20 protein-coding genes and 1 pseudogene are annotated in these 21,204 nt (G+C 51.3%); 13 read left to right on the plus strand and 8 right to left on the minus strand.

Annotation, left to right across the window (positions count from 1 at the left end):
• Positions 1–68: 68 nt before the first annotated feature.
• Together FJ695_RS18460 and FJ695_RS18465 are read left to right on the plus strand one after the other, a co-directional pair.
• Positions 69–686: a thermonuclease family protein gene (locus FJ695_RS18460; RefSeq protein WP_168206416.1), complete on the plus strand. Its 618-nt coding sequence runs from the start codon at positions 69–71 to the stop codon at positions 684–686.
• A 36-nt stretch (positions 687–722) separates the two neighbouring features.
• Positions 723–1,367, plus strand: a complete 645-nt coding sequence (locus tag FJ695_RS18465; RefSeq protein WP_141186809.1) for a thermonuclease family protein — start codon at positions 723–725, stop codon at positions 1,365–1,367.
• 900 nt (positions 1,368–2,267) lie between these two features.
• Here the strand turns inward: FJ695_RS18465 and FJ695_RS18470 are convergent.
• Positions 2,268–2,906, minus strand: a complete 639-nt coding sequence (locus FJ695_RS18470) for an ABC transporter substrate-binding protein (RefSeq protein ID WP_168206417.1) — start codon at positions 2,904–2,906, stop codon at positions 2,268–2,270.
• Positions 2,907–3,561: 655 nt separating this feature from the next.
• Between FJ695_RS18470 and FJ695_RS18475 the strand changes: the two genes are divergently transcribed.
• The gene (locus FJ695_RS18475; RefSeq protein WP_168206418.1) at positions 3,562–4,572 is read left to right on the plus strand and encodes an AraC family transcriptional regulator; all 1,011 of its coding nucleotides are present in this window, start codon (positions 3,562–3,564) and stop codon (positions 4,570–4,572) included.
• Positions 4,573–4,608: 36 nt separating this feature from the next.
• On the opposite strand, the gene FJ695_RS18480 is transcribed toward FJ695_RS18475, so the two are convergent.
• The 5 genes from FJ695_RS18480 to FJ695_RS18500 form a co-directional block, all read right to left on the minus strand.
• Positions 4,609–4,959: a hypothetical protein gene (locus FJ695_RS18480; RefSeq protein WP_141186812.1), complete on the minus strand. Its 351-nt coding sequence runs from the start codon at positions 4,957–4,959 to the stop codon at positions 4,609–4,611.
• An 80-nt stretch (positions 4,960–5,039) separates the two neighbouring features.
• Complete coding sequence (locus FJ695_RS18485) at positions 5,040–5,975, minus strand: hypothetical protein (protein WP_141186813.1); 936 nt, start codon at positions 5,973–5,975, stop codon at positions 5,040–5,042.
• Between the two features lie 502 nt (positions 5,976–6,477).
• Positions 6,478–6,726, minus strand: coding sequence for a hypothetical protein (locus FJ695_RS18490; protein WP_141186814.1), 249 nt, complete (start codon positions 6,724–6,726; stop codon positions 6,478–6,480).
• Entirely contained in the window at positions 6,711–7,247 is a 537-nt protein-coding gene (locus FJ695_RS18495; RefSeq protein WP_141186815.1) for a hypothetical protein, read from the minus strand. Before FJ695_RS18495 ends, FJ695_RS18490 begins: the two co-directional genes overlap by 16 nt.
• Before the next feature lie 146 nt (positions 7,248–7,393).
• Entirely contained in the window at positions 7,394–7,822 is a 429-nt protein-coding gene (locus tag FJ695_RS18500; protein ID WP_141186816.1) for a hypothetical protein, read from the minus strand.
• A 269-nt stretch (positions 7,823–8,091) separates the two neighbouring features.
• Here FJ695_RS18500 and FJ695_RS18505 point away from each other — a divergent pair, with 269 nt between their 5' ends.
• The 3 genes and pseudogenes from FJ695_RS18505 (at position 8,092) to FJ695_RS18515 (ending at position 10,762) form a co-directional block, all read left to right on the plus strand.
• Positions 8,092–8,520, plus strand: a complete 429-nt coding sequence (locus FJ695_RS18505) for a hypothetical protein (RefSeq protein WP_141186817.1) — start codon at positions 8,092–8,094, stop codon at positions 8,518–8,520.
• A 600-nt stretch (positions 8,521–9,120) separates the two neighbouring features.
• Entirely contained in the window at positions 9,121–9,717 is a 597-nt protein-coding gene (locus FJ695_RS18510) for a hypothetical protein (protein ID WP_141186818.1), read from the plus strand.
• Between the two features lie 333 nt (positions 9,718–10,050).
• Positions 10,051–10,762 (plus strand): annotated as a pseudogene (locus FJ695_RS18515) (IS5 family transposase).
• Between the two features lie 135 nt (positions 10,763–10,897).
• Here the strand turns inward: FJ695_RS18515 and FJ695_RS18520 are convergent.
• A complete protein-coding gene (locus FJ695_RS18520) occupies positions 10,898–11,845 on the minus strand; it encodes a helix-turn-helix transcriptional regulator (RefSeq protein ID WP_141186819.1) in 948 nt (315 codons plus the stop codon).
• A gap of 138 nt (positions 11,846–11,983) precedes the next feature.
• Here FJ695_RS18520 and FJ695_RS18525 point away from each other — a divergent pair, with 138 nt between their 5' ends.
• The 7 genes from FJ695_RS18525 to FJ695_RS18555 all read left to right on the plus strand — a co-directional run bounded on the left by FJ695_RS18525 (position 11,984) and on the right by FJ695_RS18555 (position 19,178).
• Complete coding sequence (locus FJ695_RS18525) at positions 11,984–13,252, plus strand: agmatinase family protein (RefSeq protein WP_141186820.1); 1,269 nt, start codon at positions 11,984–11,986, stop codon at positions 13,250–13,252.
• Between the two features lie 317 nt (positions 13,253–13,569).
• Positions 13,570–14,838, plus strand: a complete 1,269-nt coding sequence (locus tag FJ695_RS18530) for an arginase family protein (RefSeq protein WP_168206419.1) — start codon at positions 13,570–13,572, stop codon at positions 14,836–14,838.
• A gap of 297 nt (positions 14,839–15,135) precedes the next feature.
• The gene (locus FJ695_RS18535; RefSeq protein WP_141186822.1) at positions 15,136–15,822 is read left to right on the plus strand and encodes a hypothetical protein; all 687 of its coding nucleotides are present in this window, start codon (positions 15,136–15,138) and stop codon (positions 15,820–15,822) included.
• 132 nt (positions 15,823–15,954) lie between these two features.
• Complete coding sequence (locus FJ695_RS18540) at positions 15,955–16,551, plus strand: HupE/UreJ family protein (RefSeq protein WP_141186823.1); 597 nt, start codon at positions 15,955–15,957, stop codon at positions 16,549–16,551.
• 2 nt (positions 16,552–16,553) lie between these two features.
• Positions 16,554–17,162 carry a HupE/UreJ family protein gene (locus tag FJ695_RS18545; protein WP_141186824.1) on the plus strand — a complete coding sequence of 203 codons (609 nt, stop codon included), beginning with the start codon at positions 16,554–16,556 and terminating at the stop codon, positions 17,160–17,162.
• Between the two features lie 128 nt (positions 17,163–17,290).
• A complete protein-coding gene (locus tag FJ695_RS18550) occupies positions 17,291–18,169 on the plus strand; it encodes a peptidyl-prolyl cis-trans isomerase (RefSeq protein WP_141186825.1) in 879 nt (292 codons plus the stop codon).
• A complete protein-coding gene (locus tag FJ695_RS18555) occupies positions 18,162–19,178 on the plus strand; it encodes a HupE/UreJ family protein (RefSeq protein ID WP_141186826.1) in 1,017 nt (338 codons plus the stop codon). The genes FJ695_RS18550 and FJ695_RS18555 overlap by 8 nt, the downstream gene beginning before the upstream one ends.
• 448 nt (positions 19,179–19,626) lie before the next feature.
• On the opposite strand, the gene FJ695_RS18560 is transcribed toward FJ695_RS18555, so the two are convergent.
• Entirely contained in the window at positions 19,627–21,057 is a 1,431-nt protein-coding gene (locus FJ695_RS18560) for a lytic transglycosylase F (RefSeq protein ID WP_168206420.1), read from the minus strand.
• Positions 21,058–21,204 lie beyond the last annotated feature (147 nt).

The following is a 21,204-nucleotide window of genomic DNA, read 5'->3' on the forward strand; positions in this document are numbered from 1 at the left end:
TCACTCTAAATCGTCAGTCGATGCGCCGGTTGTTCCGGCGTGAACCAATTCGTGATCGGAGGTTGGAAATGAGTGAAGCCGGAGCCATTGTGGTTGCTTGCATCATCTTTGTTTTCGGACTTGCCGTGGCTGCGATCCGCGGAAAGCGGTCGGCTGGCAACCGAGCCCATCTGGCACGCGTGCACCCCAAACCGGTGCCGCAAAAGACGCACAGTCCAAACTTTTCGGGTGAACCAGTTGTGAGGTCAACGACAGTACCTCCGCCGCGCTCGCCATCGCGCTCCGCCACTCGATACACCGAATCCATTTGCACCAAGGCCTTTTACGGCCGCGTGGTGTGGATTGTTGATGGAGACACCATTCATGTCAGGCGGAAACGTGAAGTTTTGAAAATCAGACTAAACGGCCTGGATGCACCAGAATTGGACCAGTATGGCGGGCTCAAGGCCAAAAGTTTCATGTTTGGTCTGGTCCGGGGTCAGACAATTCTGTGCCACCCCATTGAGCTCGATAACTACGGTCGTACGGTCGCGATTTGTTACCTAAATGGCAAGGATATCGCCGCTGAAGCTGTGAAGGCAGGCGTCGCACTCGATTGCCGCGTCTTTTCCGGCGGCCGCTATGCGCATCTGGAACAGCCCGGGGCCGCGAATAGGCTCGGTCGCAGAACTTACAGCCGCTCATAGCGGTCTGCCACTCCAACTTACCACAGTGAGGAAACAATGAATCGAACGCTTCAAGCGCTCACAGCATTCTTGCTGCTTCCCGTATCACACGCTTACGCCGCAGTAGAAGTCATTGATGGCGACACCCTTCTGGTAAATGGAGAAGCGGTGCGGCTTTACGGAATCGACGCCCTAGAAGCGCATCAGACGTGTAAGGAAGTGCGCGGCCAGATGTGGAACTGCGGGGCCGACGCCACCCGATATCTGAAAAAAATTGTGCGTGGCGGACATCTGACATGTGAAAGGATCGGTCAAGACTCGTATGGGCGGACGCTTGGTATGTGCTGGGTCGATGGTGTCTACCTAAACGCAAAAATGGTCAATGCCGGTATGGCGTGGTCCTTTCGAAAGTATGCATCTGACTATGTTCATTTGGAACAAAATGCGAGAAGCGCTAAGCGAGGTATCTGGCAGAACAACAACGTACCGGCATGGGAGTTTCGCGCTAAAACCTCGCAAACAACAGCGAAACAACAACAACGGTGCAACATAAAGGGAAACATCAGTCGGAATGGACGAATTTATCACCTTCCGGGACAGAAGTATTACTCACGAACACGCATAGATACATTTAAGGGTGAACGTTGGTTTTGTAGCGAACGGGAAGCCCGGTCCGCTGGTTGGCGGAGGTCAAAACGATGATCTCTATTTTCTGTTTGGTTTTGGGGCTTACGAATTACCAACCTGCATTCGAAATTGCAGAATACAGTCGCACTACAACTGAACTTCAACTTGTCAAAAAACGGGGGCGGAAGAAGAACAAGAAACGATCGAAGCCCTCAGTTGCTCCCTATGCCGTCGGTGCGATCCTCTTGTTCAACGGGCGCGAATACTGGTGCGAGAATGGTGCCAAGCCTTTTGTCTATCGGGGAAAAGTCTACTGTCCGGTGAACTGACCTGTTGTTAAGCGACACTTGGCGGCAAATCGAAACAAGTTGGCAGCAAACCGCAATTCTAACTCCAAAAAACAACTTATCTCAGTTTTGTTGCACTTACCCCATCGACGGCAACGAAGACAGGCAATAGACCCGTCAGCTCCAGACTACAATGCGCGGGACCGTTCAGGTCTCGCGTTTTTTATTCATTCTCGGCGCCCCTGTGAGATCGAGTGGCGCCAACCTCCAAATCCGCAGAAGAAGGTCTTCGTGAATTGAACGCTACGCTACGCCGCGTCTCAGTCCCTGTCACATTCACCCTTTCAAGCCCGATCCTCACCAGTGTCTAGTTTTGCTGCTAAACAAGAGCGAACGGATCTGCTGTGGGAACCGAAAATCGACGCTGTCTGGCGCGACTCGCGACGCTGGAGCTCGAACGATCTGGTCATGAACCAGCAGATCTCCTTATGACCTTCGGTTTTGAATTTCTGAGGTAAACGGAACTTGTTCAAATCTATATGCTCCGGACGCTTGCGCTGTATTGGCCTTTGGAACACGCGGCCGCGATTGCCTACCTTTGACCACACTCCGGTGTAATCATATCAGCGTCCGTGCTAGATTTGGGTGTTCGGAAAAAAGCGCCGCATCCGCTGCGTGCGCCACATGGTTACTCATAGAGATCAAGGAATTTTTGTTTCTGTCTAATCGGCAGCATAGTGTCTTCTGACCAATTGTTCTTGGACATAACATAATGAAGCGGAGTTCTATCGATCTCAATTGAGCGAACGTCTTGCAGTGTGAAAGTGAGTTTTTCTGAACTCGCAAAAGAAAAGCCATTTGACAAAAACCCGTCAATACGCCCTCGTTCCAACATTTGAATTAACTGGTCCTGGGTTTCAACCGTTTCCAACTGCTCTCTGGGCAACGCTTCGATCATGTCACGGAATTTAGCGGTGTAGTGCCAACCAATAACGATTCCAAGGCGAAGACCAGCTTCTACGAATTCGTCTGCCGTTTTGGCCCGGTTATCGTGTTTCGACACAAACAGATAATGATCCAACGTTTTGTACGGGCGGCTATACCAAAGGTACTCTGTGCGCTTTGAAACGAAGCTGGCCCCCATCGCCATGTCGATTTGGCCAGTCTTAAGTCCAATCAACGTTCGGCTCCATGGCATCAGGACGAAGTTAGCCCTGCAATTCACGGATTCCAGGAGTTGTCGAAGGTGTTCAGCGTCCCTGCCGACAACGGCGCCATCACTGTTCTGAAAATGGAAAGGCACTTCATCTTCAAAACCAATTTTCATGACGCACTGTGTCTCAGCACGAACCGATATTGATATGAACACAATCAGAAGGACACTGAGGAACAGTGTGGTTAGCATCCGGATCATGGCACCACCTCTAGGTTTTTTCGTTCCTGCATTTCATTGAAGGCTTCAGACATAGCCGAACTCTCATTCGGCATACGTGTCCATATCTGTTTAGTCCTGCTTTTGGATGCCAAATGATTGCGACCGGATGCCACTTTTTACCCGTGCGTACAGCCAGTTGATTTGGTTCGACCTCGATAAAGGCCGTGACCAGCCTTTGCTTTCAAGAGAACGTTTACTGACCCGGTAGAGCTCATGGGGTCAAAACAGTGTTTGGCAGCAAATCACAAAATCTTGGCATAAGATCATCATCCAAATGGTGCCGAATTGCCCACATAATTCCTGTCGCACTTATCCCACCAAAGGCGGCGAAGACAGGCAAGAGATCTGTTACCTCCAAACTCTCCTGCGCGGGACCGCCCAGGTCCCGTTTTTTTAATGATTTTGCGACGTAAAGTTGGATTTCCGTAAGTCACCAACTTTATAGATCGCATGTAGGGATATGAAGTCACTGGCATTACGGGTGATTTCATTCTTGCGTCTCAGTTCGAAACCAGTGTCTAATTACTGTCGGACTTGGAGGACCGGTGTGCACTGGGAACCAAAAATCGATGCTGTCTGGGTGCGACTGGTAGCGCAGGAACTTCAACGCCGGGGCCTTGATGCAACACCACTTCTTGCCGAGGCCGGAATTCCGCTACAACAGATCAAAGACGACACCGGTCGTGTCTCGTTGCGAAAAAGTGATCATCTCTTTGAGTTGGCAGCTCGAGCAACCAAAGATGATTTTTTTGGCTTGAGACTGGGTATGACCAGCGATCCAAGAGATCTGGGATTGCTGGCCTATCTCGGCCTGAACTCATCAACACTTCTTGAGGCGATGACCAACTTTGCCAGGTATGTATCGGTCTTGACGGACAATTATGCCATTCGGTTAGAGCCTATTCATAAAGGCATGATGATTCATGCGGCATTGGACAATCCAGCGGACTATGTTTCAAAGCAGGCAAATGAAGCTGGCATGATCCTTTTGCTTCAGACTTATCGCCTTTTTGCAGCACGCCAATTAACGCCCTTAGAAGTCCATTTCCGACATTTCAGGAAGGCATCTCCTCCCCCACACCGGAACGCCTTCGGCTGCAAAATCTTCTTTGGAAGCGATTACATGGGTTTTCTCTTAAAACAAGATGACTTGGACATCCCGCTCGCGACCGGAGACAGTCGCCTTCTCAAGGTTTTACGGCGCTATTGCGAGGCAATCCTTGCAGAACGCCACAGCAACGAACCGCCCTTTTTGACGGACGTTAAGAACCACATAGCCGGCCTTCTGCCAAAAGGTCGTGCGGGTGCGGATTTGATCGCCTCTGAAATGGGAATGAGTTCGAGAACATTTCTGAGACGCCTGCGTGAAGCCGGCACAACTTTCCATGAATTACGCGACAATCTGAGACGGGATCTCGCGCGAAAATATCTTGAGGATCCCAGCCTGACCACAACCGAAATTGCTTTCCTTCTCGGCTATTCAAGCCCAAGCGCATTCAGCCACAGTTTCAAACGGCTGACTGGAAAGACACCTTCACAGATGGCCGAAAAGCTCTGAGCCTCTGTTCTGATTCTCTGGAAAAACTCAAATGGCTTACCAGTCGTCGAAACCGCCGCCGAGATCATCAAATCCGCCTCCGAAATCGTCGAACCCACCGCCGACATCTTCCATCCCGACTTCGGGAAGCTCCGGCAGGGTTTCTGGTTCCGGCATATCGATAATTTCAGGCATGGGCTCGGGATCGATCTCAGGCAGGATCTCGGCTTCCGGAGCGATATCATCCCCCCCCTCCGGTAGCTGCTCTGCACCATCGGGAAGAGCACCGATGTCCTCCAGACCTGCACCATCTTCCGGTAATCCCTCTGCGGGAAGAAGATCGGAATCGTCGAGACCAAAGTCCGGATTTTCCAGATCCTCGGGTAGAACATCCGCTATCCCATCCAAATCAACATTGGCCTCAAGGTCGAGTACATCATCGATTTCCTGCTCCAGATACTCTTCTTGATGTCCACCTTAAACAGTGTCTATCGGTATTCGTCAGCTGAACAGACCCTCTGGATCCAGGTGGTCACAGCGGCGGCACAAAGCTGCTCGTGTTTAGCAACAAATATATCTTTCGGCTCCGCACTCCACATGAACGATATCACCGCTTCAGGGTCGGCACCCATTTCTTTGATGTAGCCGAAGATGAGCGAATAGATGCTGTCGTCCAATGGAACAGGTTCGAAATCAGTATGGACCTTATGGAAACCAACATCTTCGTACGGCGACCACATCACGCGGGATACGCCACCGAGAAAGACAAGTGGGCAAGCGGAGTAACAGCCGTTCCAGAGCGTTGTTTCCAATCCCCTCGCCCGGATATTAATACCCGCTTTCAATGCTTCCAATACATTGCCGCCATCGCTGCCAAGAGCGACAGTTTTGATGCCAGGGTTTTCATTGACGGCCTTATTGAGACGGTCTGCGTAGCCCTTAGTGACCGGCCCAAGAACGTGCAGTACACCATCTCTGATGTCGTAGAATTCATTCGCGTAAACATCCTTGATCCGTGCTGATGCTGGAATGCCAAGTTTGCCAGCACAGTCCGTATTCCACAGGCGAACCTTTTGCGGCTTTGAAAGCGTGATCAGATATTTTGCTGCCGTCGCCCAGTTTTCGAGGCTCTGCCCCTCGACCCTGAAATCGTGCCCGGTTTTAGGTTCTTCGACAGCGGGAACGTCGAGATGCGCCGATACCTTTTTCTTTTTCAACATTCGTCCGAGGATCGAGCAACGATGCTCGTTCGCATTGACTTCGTTGTATCCGGTTCCGAGGTATTCGGAATCAATGCTATCCGCGATGTTAAAATAGCGTTCGCTTTTAGCCTCAACGGCCGAGATCGCATCTCGCCAGGACATCTCGGCGAAAGCGGAGGAAATCGAAAAGAGTATGGCGAAGACGGAGATCAAGAGGCGCATGGGAAACATATGTGGCTTGGTTAGAAAAACAAAAGCCCAGATTAATTGTCCGGGTCTATTATCGCAACGGAGTTCTCACCTACACCTAGACAAACAGGAATTCATCCTAATGAAGACCAGCGACAAGCACATGCGCCAATGCAATGCTTTTGGTTGTATCAATCGTGATGGTGGTGTCAGTGCCTTTGTCGCTGGCCGCAGCCAGAACAGCGGCAGCATCAGAAATTTGTGACGTGTCAGACTTGAGCCGATCGTCAGAAGAAGTACCACCGACAAAGTCCGTGATCGTATCACGTCCAGTTTGGCCAGCAGTGAAAATAAACGTGTCGTTGCCGTTGCCGCCAGTAAGTTAATTGTTTCCAGCGTGAACCTTAATCACATCATCGCTTAAAAATCCAATAGTAGTGTCATCAGAATTACTCTCAGTCATTGCTAACAACCTAACATCAGTCGAAGTCCAGAATGTGCTATCGTCGAATACAATATGTTCAAATTGGTCCTGCTAAGAGCCTTCAAGCGTGCATTTGATGGTGACCTGATCGGCTGTCTCCGCCAATGAAAATACGGCATCACTTGATGAACAGGAACGCGTGACCTTTACCTCTTCAGCCGTATAGCCCTGAAGAACCAACTTGTCTGTGTCCCAAGCGCCATTGTCCCCAATGACATCAACACCGTCACTGCGCTGGAACAAATAGGTATGGTTGCCATCCTTTCCATGGAGCGTAACGTCACCTATTCTGCGTCCCAAGCATTTCGAAATTTCTCGTATGTGTACGGCGGATCCGCAGCCAGCCGTTTATCGATCCGGTAATTTCGATGTTTCTCCGCCTGCATCGCGGCAAAGTAATCCGACATCTTGTAAGGGTGAGAAAGAGTTTCGGAGAACTTCGGGCTCCCCAATTGCAGTGAATACACCGCCCAGCATTTTTCCTTGATATCCATGTCAACTGGGCTTGTAATTTCATTATACCATTTCCCGGCAAGCCGCATGAAGTCTGCATTCCGCTTTCGACAACTGTTTTGTGTCGAAAGCGACTTCTGAAACTCTTCTGCACCGCGATCATACGCAGCTTTGACTTCCGTACCGACTATGCCAATGACAGCGGCGATAGCTAGGGCGATAACGATCAGGATAGTTTTCTTCACTGTGCGTTTCGAAGGCGCAACGCTATACGCGGCACCGGCGGCATAACCTGCCGCCCTTACGCTTCGCTTTTTAAAGTCTTTCCCGGCTTCGAAGCCGTACTTGAACTCGGTGTTTTCGGTCATGCTTGTTACCTGGTAGGAGCTAAGCGCGCTGGTGAAGCTTGACATCGATATTGTTGATCGATGTCTAGTGCCGGTGAAATGATGCTGTTGCTCGGACGATCAGTGGTTCCCAATCTTCGGAGAACTACGATCAGAAGTATTCGAGATTACTTTTTGCCGAGCCCAGATTTCGCAATCCGTTTGGCATACGTCTCACAACCACCTCTGTTGCCGTTGTATTTAAAGTTCTCGGTTATGCCTTTGCTATTCACGATCATGTCGATGCGACAGTTGTAATCGTAATACTGTGTTTGAGAGCCTTGGGTGGTAACGGTCGAATACCCGTACCCAGTATATACTTGGCTCGTGCTGAACGTCGGTATCGTGTAAGCGCCGGTTTGCCGATTGCCCCAAGAGAAGACGCGCTTACCATCGATGCGGTTTTCTGCATCCGGAAAACCAAGGACATTGAATGCTTGCTTGTACGGTTTCCCGATCAACGATGAGAGACCGGTATCCATGGTTTCAAAGGTTTGACATCCAGCGGTTAGGAGCGTTGCCGCTGCAACAGCGGCCAAAGCGAGTTTATTGGTCATGGGCCTGCGCATTTCTTGTTTTTCGAATTGACCGAAATTTGATCAAAAAGGTATCCGACCGCCGAGCCAACCTGAGGTGTTGGTTGAACACAAAAGGCTCTCACCGACGACCGGATATCATAGTGACGACTTGGAGTCCGCCATGAGATGCAGCTGATCATTGCCAGTGCGTATTGTTATGTGGTCTTTATTGGGTGGTTGCCGTCAGGATTTCAAATACTTGAAGCAACGAGTTTATTTCCAACTCGCCAGATTGGAGAGATAAATCGGTGTTGAAAAACAGAAAGCGAAATCTGGAGTTGAGGCGCACTCAAGATGAAGGCTTGATGATGCGCACGCACTTTATGGTGCGCTTGCATTCTCGGCTTACAGATTTGCTCATGGAGGTCTCCCCCGGGCTTACCGTTGAAGAAATGATGATCCGGCAAGCGATCCTTCTAGGTGAGGAAGCAGGCACAGAGACAGATCTTGAGTACATTACCGAAACAGTCGGTGTTTCCGCAACTTCGGCTAATCGCAAGCTCTCTAAACTGATCGCGATGGACTACGTTGTTCGGGAGCGCAACGGCCGGAAGTTTATCTATAAAACACCTCCGGACATATCATCTGGGATATACTTTCGAGACGACGGTAGGTCGGTTCTGGATGACGGCGTGGAAGAAATACTCAGACAAATCGACAAGCTTGTTTTGCGATAAAGTCACCAAAAAAGTGAGATAATTCCGCAATTCAATTCTGACCATTCAGTCCAAGTATGGGTTCAAACGGCGTTAGCCGTCCTTCATGTCAATATTGTGCGAAGCAGCCAAGGATCCGCGGCGGCATTATACGTGCTTCGCAGTTTCCGCATAATCGGTGACGCCTGGTGGCTTACCGCGTTATTCACATCTCGCAATCCGTGAATTACTGGCAGATGCAGTTGTCCGCACAAGGATTGCGAATTGTCTCCAGCGAGAACAATCCATTGAATTAGATAACTTTTGCCAAGAGGCGTCGATTTCTGCTCCCGAGTTTGCAAAACCTATGGGTTTCACAGGCTTATGCCGATTTCGATGTCAAAAATATATGACAAATTCATGTGCTTCGGGCGGTGGTGGACTATGCTGTTCAAAAGCCGCTGACGGAGTACATTTTGAGTATTTACTGAATCCGGTCCGCTCAGTGTTTCTCAATTACGCTTCGACTATCTCGTTAATGAGAATCAAGGCGGTTACCGAAATCTAGTTTGCAATGCCAAACTGCGCGTCCTTCGACGTAAAATGGGTCCTTTGCCGAAAGGAAGTCAGAGGTGACTAATTATGGCGACTAAAGAAGATATCCTAGAGCAAATCGTCGAGGAATTCCTTATCCACCGGGGCTATTTTGTTCAGCACAATCTGAAGTTTTTACCGCGACGTGACCATCCCGATTTTATTTCGAACAAGGATTCGAACCACAGTGACATTGACGTCATCGGCTTTCACCCAAAGCTTGACGGTCCCGAGAAAGTCTTCGTGGTGAGTTGCAAAAGCTGGCAGAGCGGCTTCAGCCCCAACACCGAAATCGACGCAATCAATAACGACAAAACTCTACGCGGCCGGAAGGCTTGGCAAGCATTCAGAGAACTCACCGTTCCAAAATGGTCTGAGGCCTTCATTAAGGCAGTTTCCGACGCCACAGGAACGGACGTCTTCACCTACGTCACAGCCGTTTCTAAGGTGCGGGGCGATAGAAAGGTCTGGGAAGAGCACATCCCTTTCAGAGATGCAATTAACGGGAATCCGATACGCATTCTCACGTTCAAGGAGATGGTACTGGAAATCCAAGGAACCCTTACGACGACCCTGGCTGCATCTGAAGTCGGACGTATACTCCAAATGTTTCAGACCGCTGGAATTCATGTCAAAGCAGATTGAAGTTGCAATGGAGGGCTAGGACAGCTGAATGTTCAGCTAGGCGGCCGTAGTGTTTCTGACGAACCTTTTTTGAACTCTGCAAGTAGATTCAATGGCTACAAATCGTCTTGCCCAGATCAATCCCGAAAACCGCAATATCCATCAGATTGTTCCTTCTTTTCCACCAATATGCGCAACAATTACTGCGTCTCGGTGGGAAGGTAGGTCATCCCATTAGGCTTCGGACCCACAACACAGCTATGCAAATCAGTTCAAGTCAAATTCAAGCTCCTGAACAAGAGTTTTGCGATGTCAGATGGATTTTTCTGATTCACCAGTGAGCAGTTTTCAAAGTTGCAGCCGCTGTTGCCGGCCGATACGTGTGGCAAGGCCCGTGTCGATGATCGGCGAGTAATCAGCGGGATCGTCCATGTTCTATAGTCAGGCTATCACTGGGTCGATGCGCCAGAGGTCTATGGACTAAGGAAAACCCTTTACAATCGCTTTGTCCGCTGGTCGGAGAAAGGTGTCTGGACGGGTGTCTTCCATACGCTTTCGCAAACCGGCGGCCCCGCGCTCGAAGTGATGATCGATAGCACTGCCGTTCGAGTACACAGGGTCGTCCATCGCGGCATCGCGGGCTCAAGCCCATGCCTTGTGCCAAGCTCGTGGTGGTCCGGGAGCCATAATCCACGCTCTGAGCGATAATGAGGGGCCGCCGATTGCTTTTCACTTGACCGGAGCCAATGTCTTGGATTTCTCAGGAGCTGGGGCACTCTTGCCGCTCGTTCCGGCAAACGGCGTTCTACATAGCGACATCGGCTACGACAGTGATCGTATCCGCTGGACCGTGGAAACGCGTGGGCCCCTTCCCAACATACCACCACTCAAAACATGGAAACGGAAAAACTGCTCCTCGCCATACCTTAACAGGGGCAGAAACGTCATCGAGAGTATGTTTGGCACACTCAAGGAGTTCCGCAGGATTGCAACGCGCTACGATCGAAACACCACAAACTTTCTATCGGCCCTCTGCCTCGCAGCAATCGTCTGCTATTGGTTATGAGTCTGAAGCCTAGGTTAGGAAGAACCGAAGACGCTATGAAACTCAAGCCAATTTAAGGATTTTGCTATTTAGATTATAAAAGAAGGCCGATAGGAGGGGCCCCAGTGTTCGGTCTAATATTGATTTAAGGAGCTTCTAGTTGCTCTTGCCGAGCGTTTCGCTGGGTGTTTCGCCGAAGTGCTCTTTGTAGACACTGGCCATGCGGCCGAGTTGGGTAAAGCCGTGCAGATGCGCCAGGTTGGTGACCGTCTGTTCATCCCGATGGCTCTTTGCAAGGTCACGGCGCAGGGCGTGAAGACGGCGAAGTTCGAAGTACCGGCGCGGCCCAATTCCGAGTTCTTTCTGGAAAGAATAGAACAGGGTCCGGCGCGAAACGCCAAGGTTCGCTGCAATCTCATCGACATCCAGATCGAGGTCGGGATCAGCTGCATCAAACATTGCAACCGCGGATTTGATCATCCGAAACTTCCGAGTTGACGGGTTGGGAAGAATACCTGAAGACCGGGAATTGAGCCACGGCACAAGGACCTTGGACAAGGCCTCCAGTATCCAGTCGCGCCAGATCTGTTTGCGGATGGCGAGGACTTCGGGGACGCAATCGCTATTTGCATTAAGCCATTCGCTGGCCATCAGAGCCGAATGCGTCAGATTATCGAGATCAGCCTTAAAGACTTTCTGGAGTGGCGGGCCTTTTAGCTTCCATCCAAGCATGGCGGCGAGTTCATCGGGGATCGTGAATTCAACGCTGGTGAGCGGACCTTCCAGCAGATAGTTTATTTCTTTACTTGGCATCCAGACCATCGCATCGCATGAACCGACTTCAATACCGCCTGATACCACCGGTCCCTGGCTGTCTATCACATAGCCAAAATGCACTGCGCCTTCGTTTGCCGTATCATGCCAGAGTTGGCGCCCCTCACTTCGAACCCAGGTAACCGTCAGGCCAGCAAGGTCATGGGAGCAGACTTCAAAATTCAGGGAACCGGCAGATAGCTGAAGGAGCGCAGGTTCGACCCCCATATTCTCCAGCCAGAAGGCTTCGATTTCATCAAATATTCCGAACCGCAAAAAGTCTAAATTCATATTCCGCCCCAAGGGAAATTCGCAAATTTATTGCACAAAATGAACAGCCTCTCGCGAAGAATAATGGCAGTCTCGATTTGAAGGTCAAGTTCACTGCTTTGACAAAGCTATGTACGCTGCCGAAAAGGAGGCTCTTCAATGCGTATTAGAAAAATCGGTCTGCCACTGCTGGCGATGGGGCTAGCGGTTTCTTTTATGTCATCGGCGCAAGCCCAAATGCTGAAGGATATCGTTGAAGCCGCGCCGAAAGAAGAGCCGGCTCCCATGCCTCATATCGACCCAGCCAATCCAACAGTTCTTCCCGAGAAACAGGACGAGGCGACAAACATTTGGAGAACGCCGCGGGAACAGCGCTCAGACATTCCTCCGGGACCAATCGATATCCAACGTTACACTCTTCAATTTGAGCCTGTTGGCATAAAGACGTTCTTCCAATTGCCGGTGGCACGAACACCAGAGGACCTGAAAGCTGGGGAAGTCGATGTAGCAATTTTTGGTGCTCCGCAAGGGGCATTTCCTCACTCTGCGGGAAGTGCATGGGCGCCAGCGGAAGTACGTCACACTCGAGACTATGGTAGCTATGGCCCACCGTCATTTCCATTGGGTTTTATTGAATATGAAACCCTCATGGCCCCCTTCACAGTTCTAAATGCAGTGGACTATGGGGACACGGGATTCAATCCTATTAATTACGCCAGAACGTTGGAGGAAATCAGGAAAACTACAAGGGAAGTGGCAGAAACCGGAGCTATTCCCTTTATTGTTGGTGGCGATCACTCAATCCCGAATGCCACATTCAGAGGGATCGTCGATGTGTATGGCCGCAAAAACGTAGCGTTCGTGCATTTCGATGCTCACCTGGACAGATCGGCTGGAAAGCTCGGCGGATTCTACCACTCTGGGAGCTTCATGACACTTGCGGTACAGGAAGGCTTGGTTCGTGGCGATCGTGTTATTCAGGTCGGCATGAACAGCTACGCCTTTGGAGCTGACCTCTATGACGAAGTACTAGAAGAAGGTGGTTGGGTCTACCACATTCACGAGATTGATCGGGATGGGTTGGACAAAATTTTTGAGGAGATCTATGACACCTTGAGCGACACTGATCTGGTCTATGTCTCGTTCGACATTGACACCTTTGACATGTCTTATGCGCCTGGCACAGGATCTTCTACGCCGAATGGCCTGACACCGAGAGAACTCATGCCGCATTTGCGCAAGTTTGCCGCAACGAAGACAATCGTTGGCTTTGATATCGTTGAGTTCAATCCATTTTACGATAACAAAGGTCAGCAGACTGCGCGGCTTGTGCGCCGGACGATGCTTCAGTTCCTGACCGGTATCGCGATGAAAAAGGCTGGAATGGACCCTAATTATGTTCATCCCAGGGTTTCAGGACGCCCCTGATTTTTTAACAACAAAACGCATTCTGAGGCTGCGCTATGCGCAGCCTTTTTTTTGTTGGTGGTGCGCTTCAGTGTTGCCTGCGGCATTTCGCCAATATGCTGTCGCTATCCCTGAGCGTGATACTGTCAGTTGCTATAAATAGGCTTCACTGCCAAAAAATTTGCTACGGCGATAGCTTGTCCAAGTATGAGGGTTATTTGTATTTTTAATCAAATGACCACTCTTCCAACTTGCACTATTTGCATAGCGATTCAGGCAAGATTTATGCAAGCTACGACCACATGGGTATTCATCCAAGAACGGTTCAGAGAAGCGTGATGTCCAAGTTATCCTCGATCAAAACATTGCTTGCGGCCAGCACGATGTACACGGGCCTCACCATGATCGTGTTGGCGGAGGATCCCGCCTCTCCGGATCTTCAATCACAGCCGAAGGTGGACGGGCTTCCTGCTGACCTTGTCCCCTGGCGGGATCCGAATAATCCGAACGTTATTATTCTTGATGATGACTCGAAAGCTTTCCTGACCCGCAGGGATCGGTCGGAGGATTTGGAACGTACTCCTGGGCCTATCAATATGCAACGCTATGCGGAGCAATGGTCAAAGTGGGCATTTCCGACATACCTGGGAGCACCAGTAGCCCTAACACCGGAAGACCTGAAGGCCGGTGAAGTGGATGTTGCAATCGTTGGATTGCCGAGCGACTTTAATCCTTCTGGCGGCCAAGGCTGGGCTGCTAATCAAATGCGCATTATTCGGACGATCGATACTGCAAACAAAGGCGTCGACCCACACACCCATGTCAACTACATGAAAGAGTTGAATATTGTTGACTATGGAAACGCTGCACAAAATCCATTCCAGCTTGGCATGTCGCTGGGAGAGCATGCCAGAGTACTAACCGAAATCCTTGACTCGGGGGCTATTGCCATCGCGATTGGCGGTGATCACGGAACTGAAGCGGCTGGGCACATGGCTATGGTCAATCACTTTGGACCAAAGAATTACGCTACCGTTCATTTTGATGCGCATCAGGATGTCTATGACACTTCCCTCGGAGCCTTCACTCATGGTGGTCGCGCCCGTCGCTGGGCGTGGGAAAATGGTTGGATTAAAGGAAAAGACCTTCATTCTGTGGGTATGCGTAGCCCCTATGGCGATCCTAAACTTGTCGACTGGCAGCGTGAGGTTGGTGAACAATACCACTACATGCCTGAATTTGAGCGTAACGGTTTTGAAGAGACTTGGAAAAAGGTTCTCGAAGAAGTCAAAGGGAAACGCCTTCATATTTCTTTTGATGTCGATGCCATAGACCCGGCACATGTTCCTGGTGTTTCGAACCCAGACCCAGGCGGATTTACTGCATTGGAGGCCATAAGGATGGTACGAGAACTTGCCATCCAAAACGACGTCGCAATGATCGAATTTGATGAGTATTCGCCTTTGTACGACGATACCCATTACAATACAGCAATCGTGATTGATCGCATGATGCGCGCGTTTTTGGCGGGAGTAGCACTGCGCAAAAAAGGTATTACGGACCCGAACTACATGGATCCGGTTGTTCTTGATCATGGTGTGAAATGAAAATCTGAAAATACTTATGTTTTCGAGGAACACTAGCAATTAGTACGGCGTTCGATGATTGTTTCACCGAGAACTACCGTAAATTTTCTGAGACTTGAAGCGTCGGTCATGAACACTCATAAGAACGAAAGTTGGGTGGTTGGGCGTATTAGCCAATTCGCGGGAATATGCGCGCGCGTTTGCGTTGCAATGTTGACGTGTTTCTCAATTTTTCCGGCCGCAATTGCAGAAGACTGTGATGCGGTTTGTCAGGCTGCACGCAATGCGCAGGATCCGCTGGCAGATGTGAAAGCCATCATGACCGACAACACAATTGCCCTTGGATCTGCCGACGGCAAGGCCGGTTATGGTTTCCAGGTTCAGCCGGTCTACTCCATCCCGACAGCGATGGGCTTCAACTTCATCGCCCGTGGCATCGTGCCGATTTCCGGTGTGCACAGCGGAGCTGCTTTCCCGAAACTCGGACCCGGTCTTGTCGGCGGCACAGGATATACCTGGGGCCTGTCCGACATCATGCTCCAGGGCTTCTTCGTGCCGCAGATCGAAGGTCTGCCGATCAAGTTTGGCGTTGGCCCGCAGATCTCGCTGAGATCGCGAACCGATAGCGCGCTGGGTGGGCCCGGCTGGGGGGCTGGCGCTGCCGCAGTTGCATTCGGGTTTGTCGGAGATCTCTCCTACGGCGCCATTTTGGGCCATCACTGGGGGCAGGACAATTTCAACCTGTCGACCATCCAGCCGATTGTTTATTACAACACCAAATTATTCGGCGGATCCTATATCGGCTACAACAACTCCATCACTTATAATTGGACCGCCGACAGCAGCGATGCCTGGCAGGTGCCGGTTGGGCTAACCGTCGGCAAAACTTTCGCGCTGGATAACGGCATGGCGATTGACGCCAGCCTTGGCGGATACGGTCTGGCGGCACATCCAAAGGGTGGCGCGGATGCCCAGGTCAAATTCGGGATTTCTGTTTTCTTTTAATAACTTGCCAGTGAACACATTCATACTTTAAAAAATTTGCACGTTGCGTATTGCTTCCCTTTTAAGGGGATGCTCACCTATGCAACATAGGCGTTCCGCCTGAAAACTTCCTGCGCATTCAAAGGGTCTAAAATGCGGTCACAAAACTTTCTCATGATTGCCATGGCGGTTGTTGCCGTCGCATTTGTATCTTCACCGGCTCTGGCGCATTCGTCAGGCGGATATGGCGGCGGATTTATCAGCGGCTTTGTGCATCCGATCCTCGGCTGGGATCATGTTGCGGCCATGGTCGCTGTTGGCCTCTGGGGCGCATTTCTCGGGGCGCCGTCCATCTGGATCCTGCCGGTTGTCTTCCCGCTTGTGATGGCCCTTGGTTGTGTCATGGGCATTTTGGGCATTCCGGTCCCGGCTGTTGAAACCGGCATAGCTATGTCGGCCGTGGTTCTGGGCCTGTTGATCGCATTTGCGATCAAGGCGCCGGTCTGGGTGTCTGCCGTTCTTGTTGGCGCATTCGCGATCTTCCACGGTTATGCGCACGGAACCGAACTGCCGGCTTCCGCGAATGCCTTTGCCTATGCGGTTGGTTTTGTGATCGCGACCGGTCTTCTCCATCTGGTCGGTATCGGCTTCGGCCATCTCATCAAGTGGCCAGCCGGACGAGTCGCAGTACGCGGTGCGGGCGGGATCATTTCGCTGGCAGGCGTCGCATTCCTGGCAGGTGCTGTCTGAACATGGTCCGTGCCGGTCTCGGGCTTTTAGCTTTCGTTTTTTTCTCCAGTCCGGCACTTGCCCATAGTCCTATCCCGGGGATTGGCGGATTCTATCAGGGTCTGCTGCACCCGTTTTCAACGCCCGCCCAGGCACTTTTGATGCTGGGGTTGGGTGTTGTAGCCGCCGTCATGGACAGCAAATACACACGGTGGTTCCTGCTCACCTTCTGCATTTCCGTTGGCGCGGGGATGGCATGGCCTGAAAACAACATGCCTGACGCTTCGCTTTATGGGGTCGCGATTGCTGCGAGCGCACTGGCAGCGCTCGCCGTCAAGTCCCTCTATCCGCTTGTCTTTATCTTTCTTGTTATTGGCGGTGGTTTGATCGGGATTGTCTCCATTCCCGACGGCGGGCTGATGCGCGACCGTGTGATCGTCATGTCCGGCTCATTTGTCGGAGCCAACATCGCCTTTCTTTATATCTCCGGCTTTTTGCACCTGATTGCTGAAAGGTATCCGTTCTTCTGGGTCCCGATTGCCTATCGTGTTGCAGCGGCCTGGATTGCTGCCATCTCGGCCATCATGTTGGCGTTTCAGTTTGCGCCCGTTGAAGTTGTTCCAGGAGCTTAGGCGGTTATGGGTCTGTCGGAATTGATGTGGTGTGATCTGAAATCCCTGTTTAGGTTTTCGTGGGTCACCGCAGAGCTCCCCGCCCCCGACGTTACTTCTGATTTTCCGTGTCTTAAGGCAAAAGTGAAATGAACAGACAGTCTTCCTCTCAACAACAGACATCAGTCGATGGACAGAAAGTTTCTGGGATTCAGCGATTCGTTCGGGAGCCGCTCCTTCACTTCCTGTTGCTGGCAGCGCTGCTCTTTGTAGTTCAGGCCTATCTCGGCGGGGAAGAGAAGGAGCTAATTGTCGTTGATGCGGAGACCCAGAAATACCTGATCAAACAGGAAGAGGACCTGCGGCTTCGCCCTCTGACAGAAGACGAAAAACTGGGCGTGATCGACAACTTCATCGAAGAGGAAATTCTGGTCCGCGAAGCAAGGGCGCGCGGATTTACCGACAGCTCCCGTATTCGCGCGCTTCTTCTTCAAAACATGCGGTTCTTCATCGGCGGTGATGTTCCAGAGCCGACCGAGGAAGATTTGCGCGCGCATTTTGAAGCCAATCTGGCCGAGTTCACCAGCCCGCAGTCAATCGATCTCAACCACATCATGTTCCGCGATCCGAAAACTGTGCCGACAGGAATTTTGGAGAAGCTGAACGATGCGGAAGATCCCTCGAAATTTGGCGATCTGGATATGCAGCTCGGGTTCAATTTGAGGTTTCTGGATCAGCGCCGCCTTGTTGGACTTTTCGGCCCAGAGACAGCGACAGAGCTTCTGGCCATTGAGGAAGGCGATATGTCCTGGCGCGGGCCGATTGAAGCACCCGGCGGTTCGCAGCATTTTTTGAGGGTTTCCACTCACAATCCGCCACGCACGCCGGAATTTGAATCGGCCAAAGACTGGATAGCCACGCGCTGGCTTTCAACGAAATCCCGGGCTCTGGTGGATGAGTCTGTGGAGGAAATGCGGAAGAACTACCTGATTGATGTCCAACCGATTGAAAGCGCCGAAAATGGCTAAGTTGCGGCTGACCTTTCTGATGTTGATTGCATTGCTCTGCGGGCTGTTAGGTTTGTCATCAGCCGCGGCCCATACGCTTGGCGTTGACAAAGCCGACCTTATTGAAAAGGAGCCGGGCTTCTATGAGCTTGTTTCCAAAGTGCCGCCAAGACTCTCTGGCCTGATAACGACGCCGATCCTACCGGACCAGTGCGCCTTTGAAGGATCTCCGCGCGGCGAACGCGGCTCCTATCATGTGCGCTTCAAGTTCTCTTGTGAAACCAAGCTCACAGCCGACGATCAACTGGTGTTGCCATGGAAGCGCGAAGGGGCTCTTCTGACGGTCCGCTGGCACGGTCAAGAACCGGTGAGCAAATTGGCTTCGCGTGAGGGAAATGTGATCGTGGTGGAGCTCAGCGATTATCTGGCCGGCTCCGGATCGGTTCTGCGCGCTGCGAGCCGTTACACCGTTCTCGGGTTTGAACACATCCTTGAGGGGCTTGATCATCTGCTTTTTGTGCTTGCGCTTATGATCGTCGTTCGCGACGGCTGGCGGTTGGTGAAAACCATCACCGCCTTCACCGTTGCGCACAGTATTACGCTGGCATTGGCAACACTTGGCTATGTCAATCTGCCGTCGGCGCCGGTCGAGGCGTCCATTGCCTTGTCGATCGTTTTCCTGTGTGTGGAGATCGTTCACGCCGCGCGTGGCCGCAAAAGCCTGACCTATGCTTATCCCTGGATCGTCGCCTTTGCCTTCGGGCTTTTGCACGGGTTGGGCTTTGCAGGAGCGCTGTCTGAAATTGGCCTACCGCCAAGCGAAATCCCGATTGCGCTGCTGTTCTTCAATATCGGTGTCGAACTTGGCCAATTGGCGTTTGTATTCGTGATTCTGATCGTTCTCAGGATGACTGTCGTCATCCAGATCGGGATACCACGGTGGGCCGAGCTGGTGCCGACCTACATTATCGGTACACTCGCAATGAATTGGACACTCGAACGGTCAGCAGCTGTCTTCGGACTGACGTGAAGGAATAGCAACCGCTGCGGCCTATCTTCAAATATCAGCGGCCTTTTAAAGGGGTTGAGTTCCAATTCAACGGAATTGTCGGCGCGCCGTAAGTTCGTAGATCGGTCTGGAGATCGTGCGATAGAAGCTGGTGCCGTCCGATGAACATCCGGCAAGATAAAAGATCGATTGGGTCGACACGCCGTTTTCCTCAGACTGGACGCAACATGCCGTTTTTTGGATGGTCGGCTTTGCCGTGGCTATCCGCATGGACGAAAGTTGAAACGAAGGCAACAGTTGCCTCCAGTGAACAACTAATCTCCAGAACTGGAATATGGCAGGCTTTCTACATCGATAGGCGCCCCTGCTATCCGGTTAGATAAAGGTGAACAACAGCGAGCTGACCCAGTTTCATCAACAAGAGTGTGTCTTTAGATACGGTCAATTTTCAGGCAGTCCGTTGCAATTCCTATTCTTTTTTCATCCCCGCTTCCTGTCCAGCGCGGCGGCGGTCAAACTCCTGGAAACTGGCGAAGGTCAGATAGTAGATATAGATGTTTTTGACATATTTGATCGGTTCAGCTCCTGCCGCCTTGGCGACCTGCCATTCGACATGGCCGAACCATGTGTTCGGGTCATCTGCTTTCGTACGCACACGCGCCACCCGGTTGGGCCCTGCATTGTAGGACGCCAGAACAAACAGGATCTTTTCAAGTTCCGGGATGTCGGGATCGCCGAAATAGCTGTCGGCGACATGGCGATTGTATTTCGCACCCGCCTCGATATTGCCTTCCAACTCGCGGAAGTTCTTGATGCCGACGCTCCTGTCTCGAGCCGTTGACGGCAAAAGCTGCATAATGCCGACGGCTCCGACGCGGCTCTTTGCATTGTTGTTGAACCGAGACTCCTGAAACGCCTGGGCGGCAAGCAGCAGAGGGTCGATGTTGTGTTTTTCGCCCGCTGCGGTGAACAGATCCATCAGTTCAGCCAGCCGCTCCTGATACTTTTCCGTTTTGGGATTGATGATCTTCGTGATGTCGGAATTGTAGCGCCGGTCGAAAATATTACCAAGCGTTGTACCGATTTTGGCCTTGGCAATGAAAGCATTGACTACTTTTTTGAGCTGGGGGCTATCTCTCCGGAACGCCCAGGCAAGATCCGCACCTTCGCGCAGGGCAAACTCATTGTGTGCTTTCAACTCCTTGAAAAAGGGCAGCCACAGCTTGGTTTTGTAGTCATCGATGACGACCGCCGGAATCATGCCCGCGTTGGTCATCTCCAGAAGGTCTTCGTCTTCTAGGGATTCATCGACTTCAACGATAGTGATCGGGTCGAGACCGCGTTCTATTAGGTCTGCATTTGCTTTTTCCAGGCTCGAGAAATAGCTGGACGACCGGCGCGTGTGAATTTCCTTGCCGGCAAGCTGATCTAGCGATATCAAATCCGCTTCGCTTCTGGACGTAACAATGATTTCGCGAACGTTGGACCGGTATGGATCCGAGAAGTCGACCTGCTTTCGCCGCTCTTCGGTAATTGTCAGATTTGCAACAGCAATATCACCTTTGCCCTCAATCAGGCCTAGGATCAGATCGTCGCGAAAGGTAGGTAACAGCACAATGCGGATCTTGTCGAGTTCCTTGCGGATCCCCTTGTTGAGCTCTTTTTCAAACTCGCGAACATATTCTACAGACAGCCCCTTTTCCTGGCCGTTTTCCAGATAATAATCAGTGATGGAGAACGGGATAAGGACGCGGATAACTTTGTCCCGTTTCATGCCGTCAAAGTCGCCTTTGAAAGCTCTGAGGGCTTCGTCGATCAAAGGTTGGCCGCTTTGCTGCGCCAGTCCGCTGTTACCAAGGCAAAGCAGTAGAACAAAAGCAGCAAGAACCATCCTAATCATCGGACGCCCCGGTTGTGTCGTTTGATGGTTCATCATAAGTCATCGGCTTTCGGATTGAAACAAATGTATCTGCTTTAGCAAAATGTAACGTGTTTCTTCCGATTGGATATGTTGTGGCGTGCGGGTACGTTTAGGCTTGCAAGTTCG

This window comes from Labrenzia sp. PHM005 (assembly GCF_006517275.1).
Classification (GTDB): Bacteria; Pseudomonadota; Alphaproteobacteria; order Rhizobiales; family Stappiaceae; genus Roseibium.

Excerpts from the sequence above, each read along its gene's own strand:
- FJ695_RS18545 (WP_141186824.1), top strand. The coding sequence starts at position 16,554 with ATGGTCCGTGCCGGTCTCGGGCTTTTAGCTTTCGTTTTTTTCTCCAGT.
- FJ695_RS18470 (WP_168206417.1), bottom strand. The coding sequence starts at position 2,906 with ATGAAAATTGGTTTTGAAGATGAAGTGCCTTTCCATTTTCAGAACAGT.
- FJ695_RS18510 (WP_141186818.1), top strand. The coding sequence starts at position 9,121 with ATGGCGACTAAAGAAGATATCCTAGAGCAAATCGTCGAGGAATTCCTT.
- FJ695_RS18560 (WP_168206420.1), bottom strand. The coding sequence starts at position 21,057 with ATGATTAGGATGGTTCTTGCTGCTTTTGTTCTACTGCTTTGCCTTGGT.
- FJ695_RS18500 (WP_141186816.1), bottom strand. The coding sequence starts at position 7,822 with ATGACCAATAAACTCGCTTTGGCCGCTGTTGCAGCGGCAACGCTCCTA.
- FJ695_RS18535 (WP_141186822.1), top strand. The coding sequence starts at position 15,136 with ATGACCGACAACACAATTGCCCTTGGATCTGCCGACGGCAAGGCCGGT.
- FJ695_RS18555 (WP_141186826.1), top strand. The coding sequence starts at position 18,162 with ATGGCTAAGTTGCGGCTGACCTTTCTGATGTTGATTGCATTGCTCTGC.
- FJ695_RS18495 (WP_141186815.1), bottom strand. The coding sequence starts at position 7,247 with ATGACCGAAAACACCGAGTTCAAGTACGGCTTCGAAGCCGGGAAAGAC.
- FJ695_RS18520 (WP_141186819.1), bottom strand. The coding sequence starts at position 11,845 with ATGAATTTAGACTTTTTGCGGTTCGGAATATTTGATGAAATCGAAGCC.
- FJ695_RS18485 (WP_141186813.1), bottom strand. The coding sequence starts at position 5,975 with ATGCGCCTCTTGATCTCCGTCTTCGCCATACTCTTTTCGATTTCCTCC.
- FJ695_RS18465 (WP_141186809.1), top strand. The coding sequence starts at position 723 with ATGAATCGAACGCTTCAAGCGCTCACAGCATTCTTGCTGCTTCCCGTA.
- FJ695_RS18530 (WP_168206419.1), top strand. The coding sequence starts at position 13,570 with ATGTCCAAGTTATCCTCGATCAAAACATTGCTTGCGGCCAGCACGATG.
- FJ695_RS18460 (WP_168206416.1), top strand. The coding sequence starts at position 69 with ATGAGTGAAGCCGGAGCCATTGTGGTTGCTTGCATCATCTTTGTTTTC.
- FJ695_RS18550 (WP_141186825.1), top strand. The coding sequence starts at position 17,291 with ATGAACAGACAGTCTTCCTCTCAACAACAGACATCAGTCGATGGACAG.
- FJ695_RS18525 (WP_141186820.1), top strand. The coding sequence starts at position 11,984 with ATGCGTATTAGAAAAATCGGTCTGCCACTGCTGGCGATGGGGCTAGCG.
- FJ695_RS18540 (WP_141186823.1), top strand. The coding sequence starts at position 15,955 with ATGCGGTCACAAAACTTTCTCATGATTGCCATGGCGGTTGTTGCCGTC.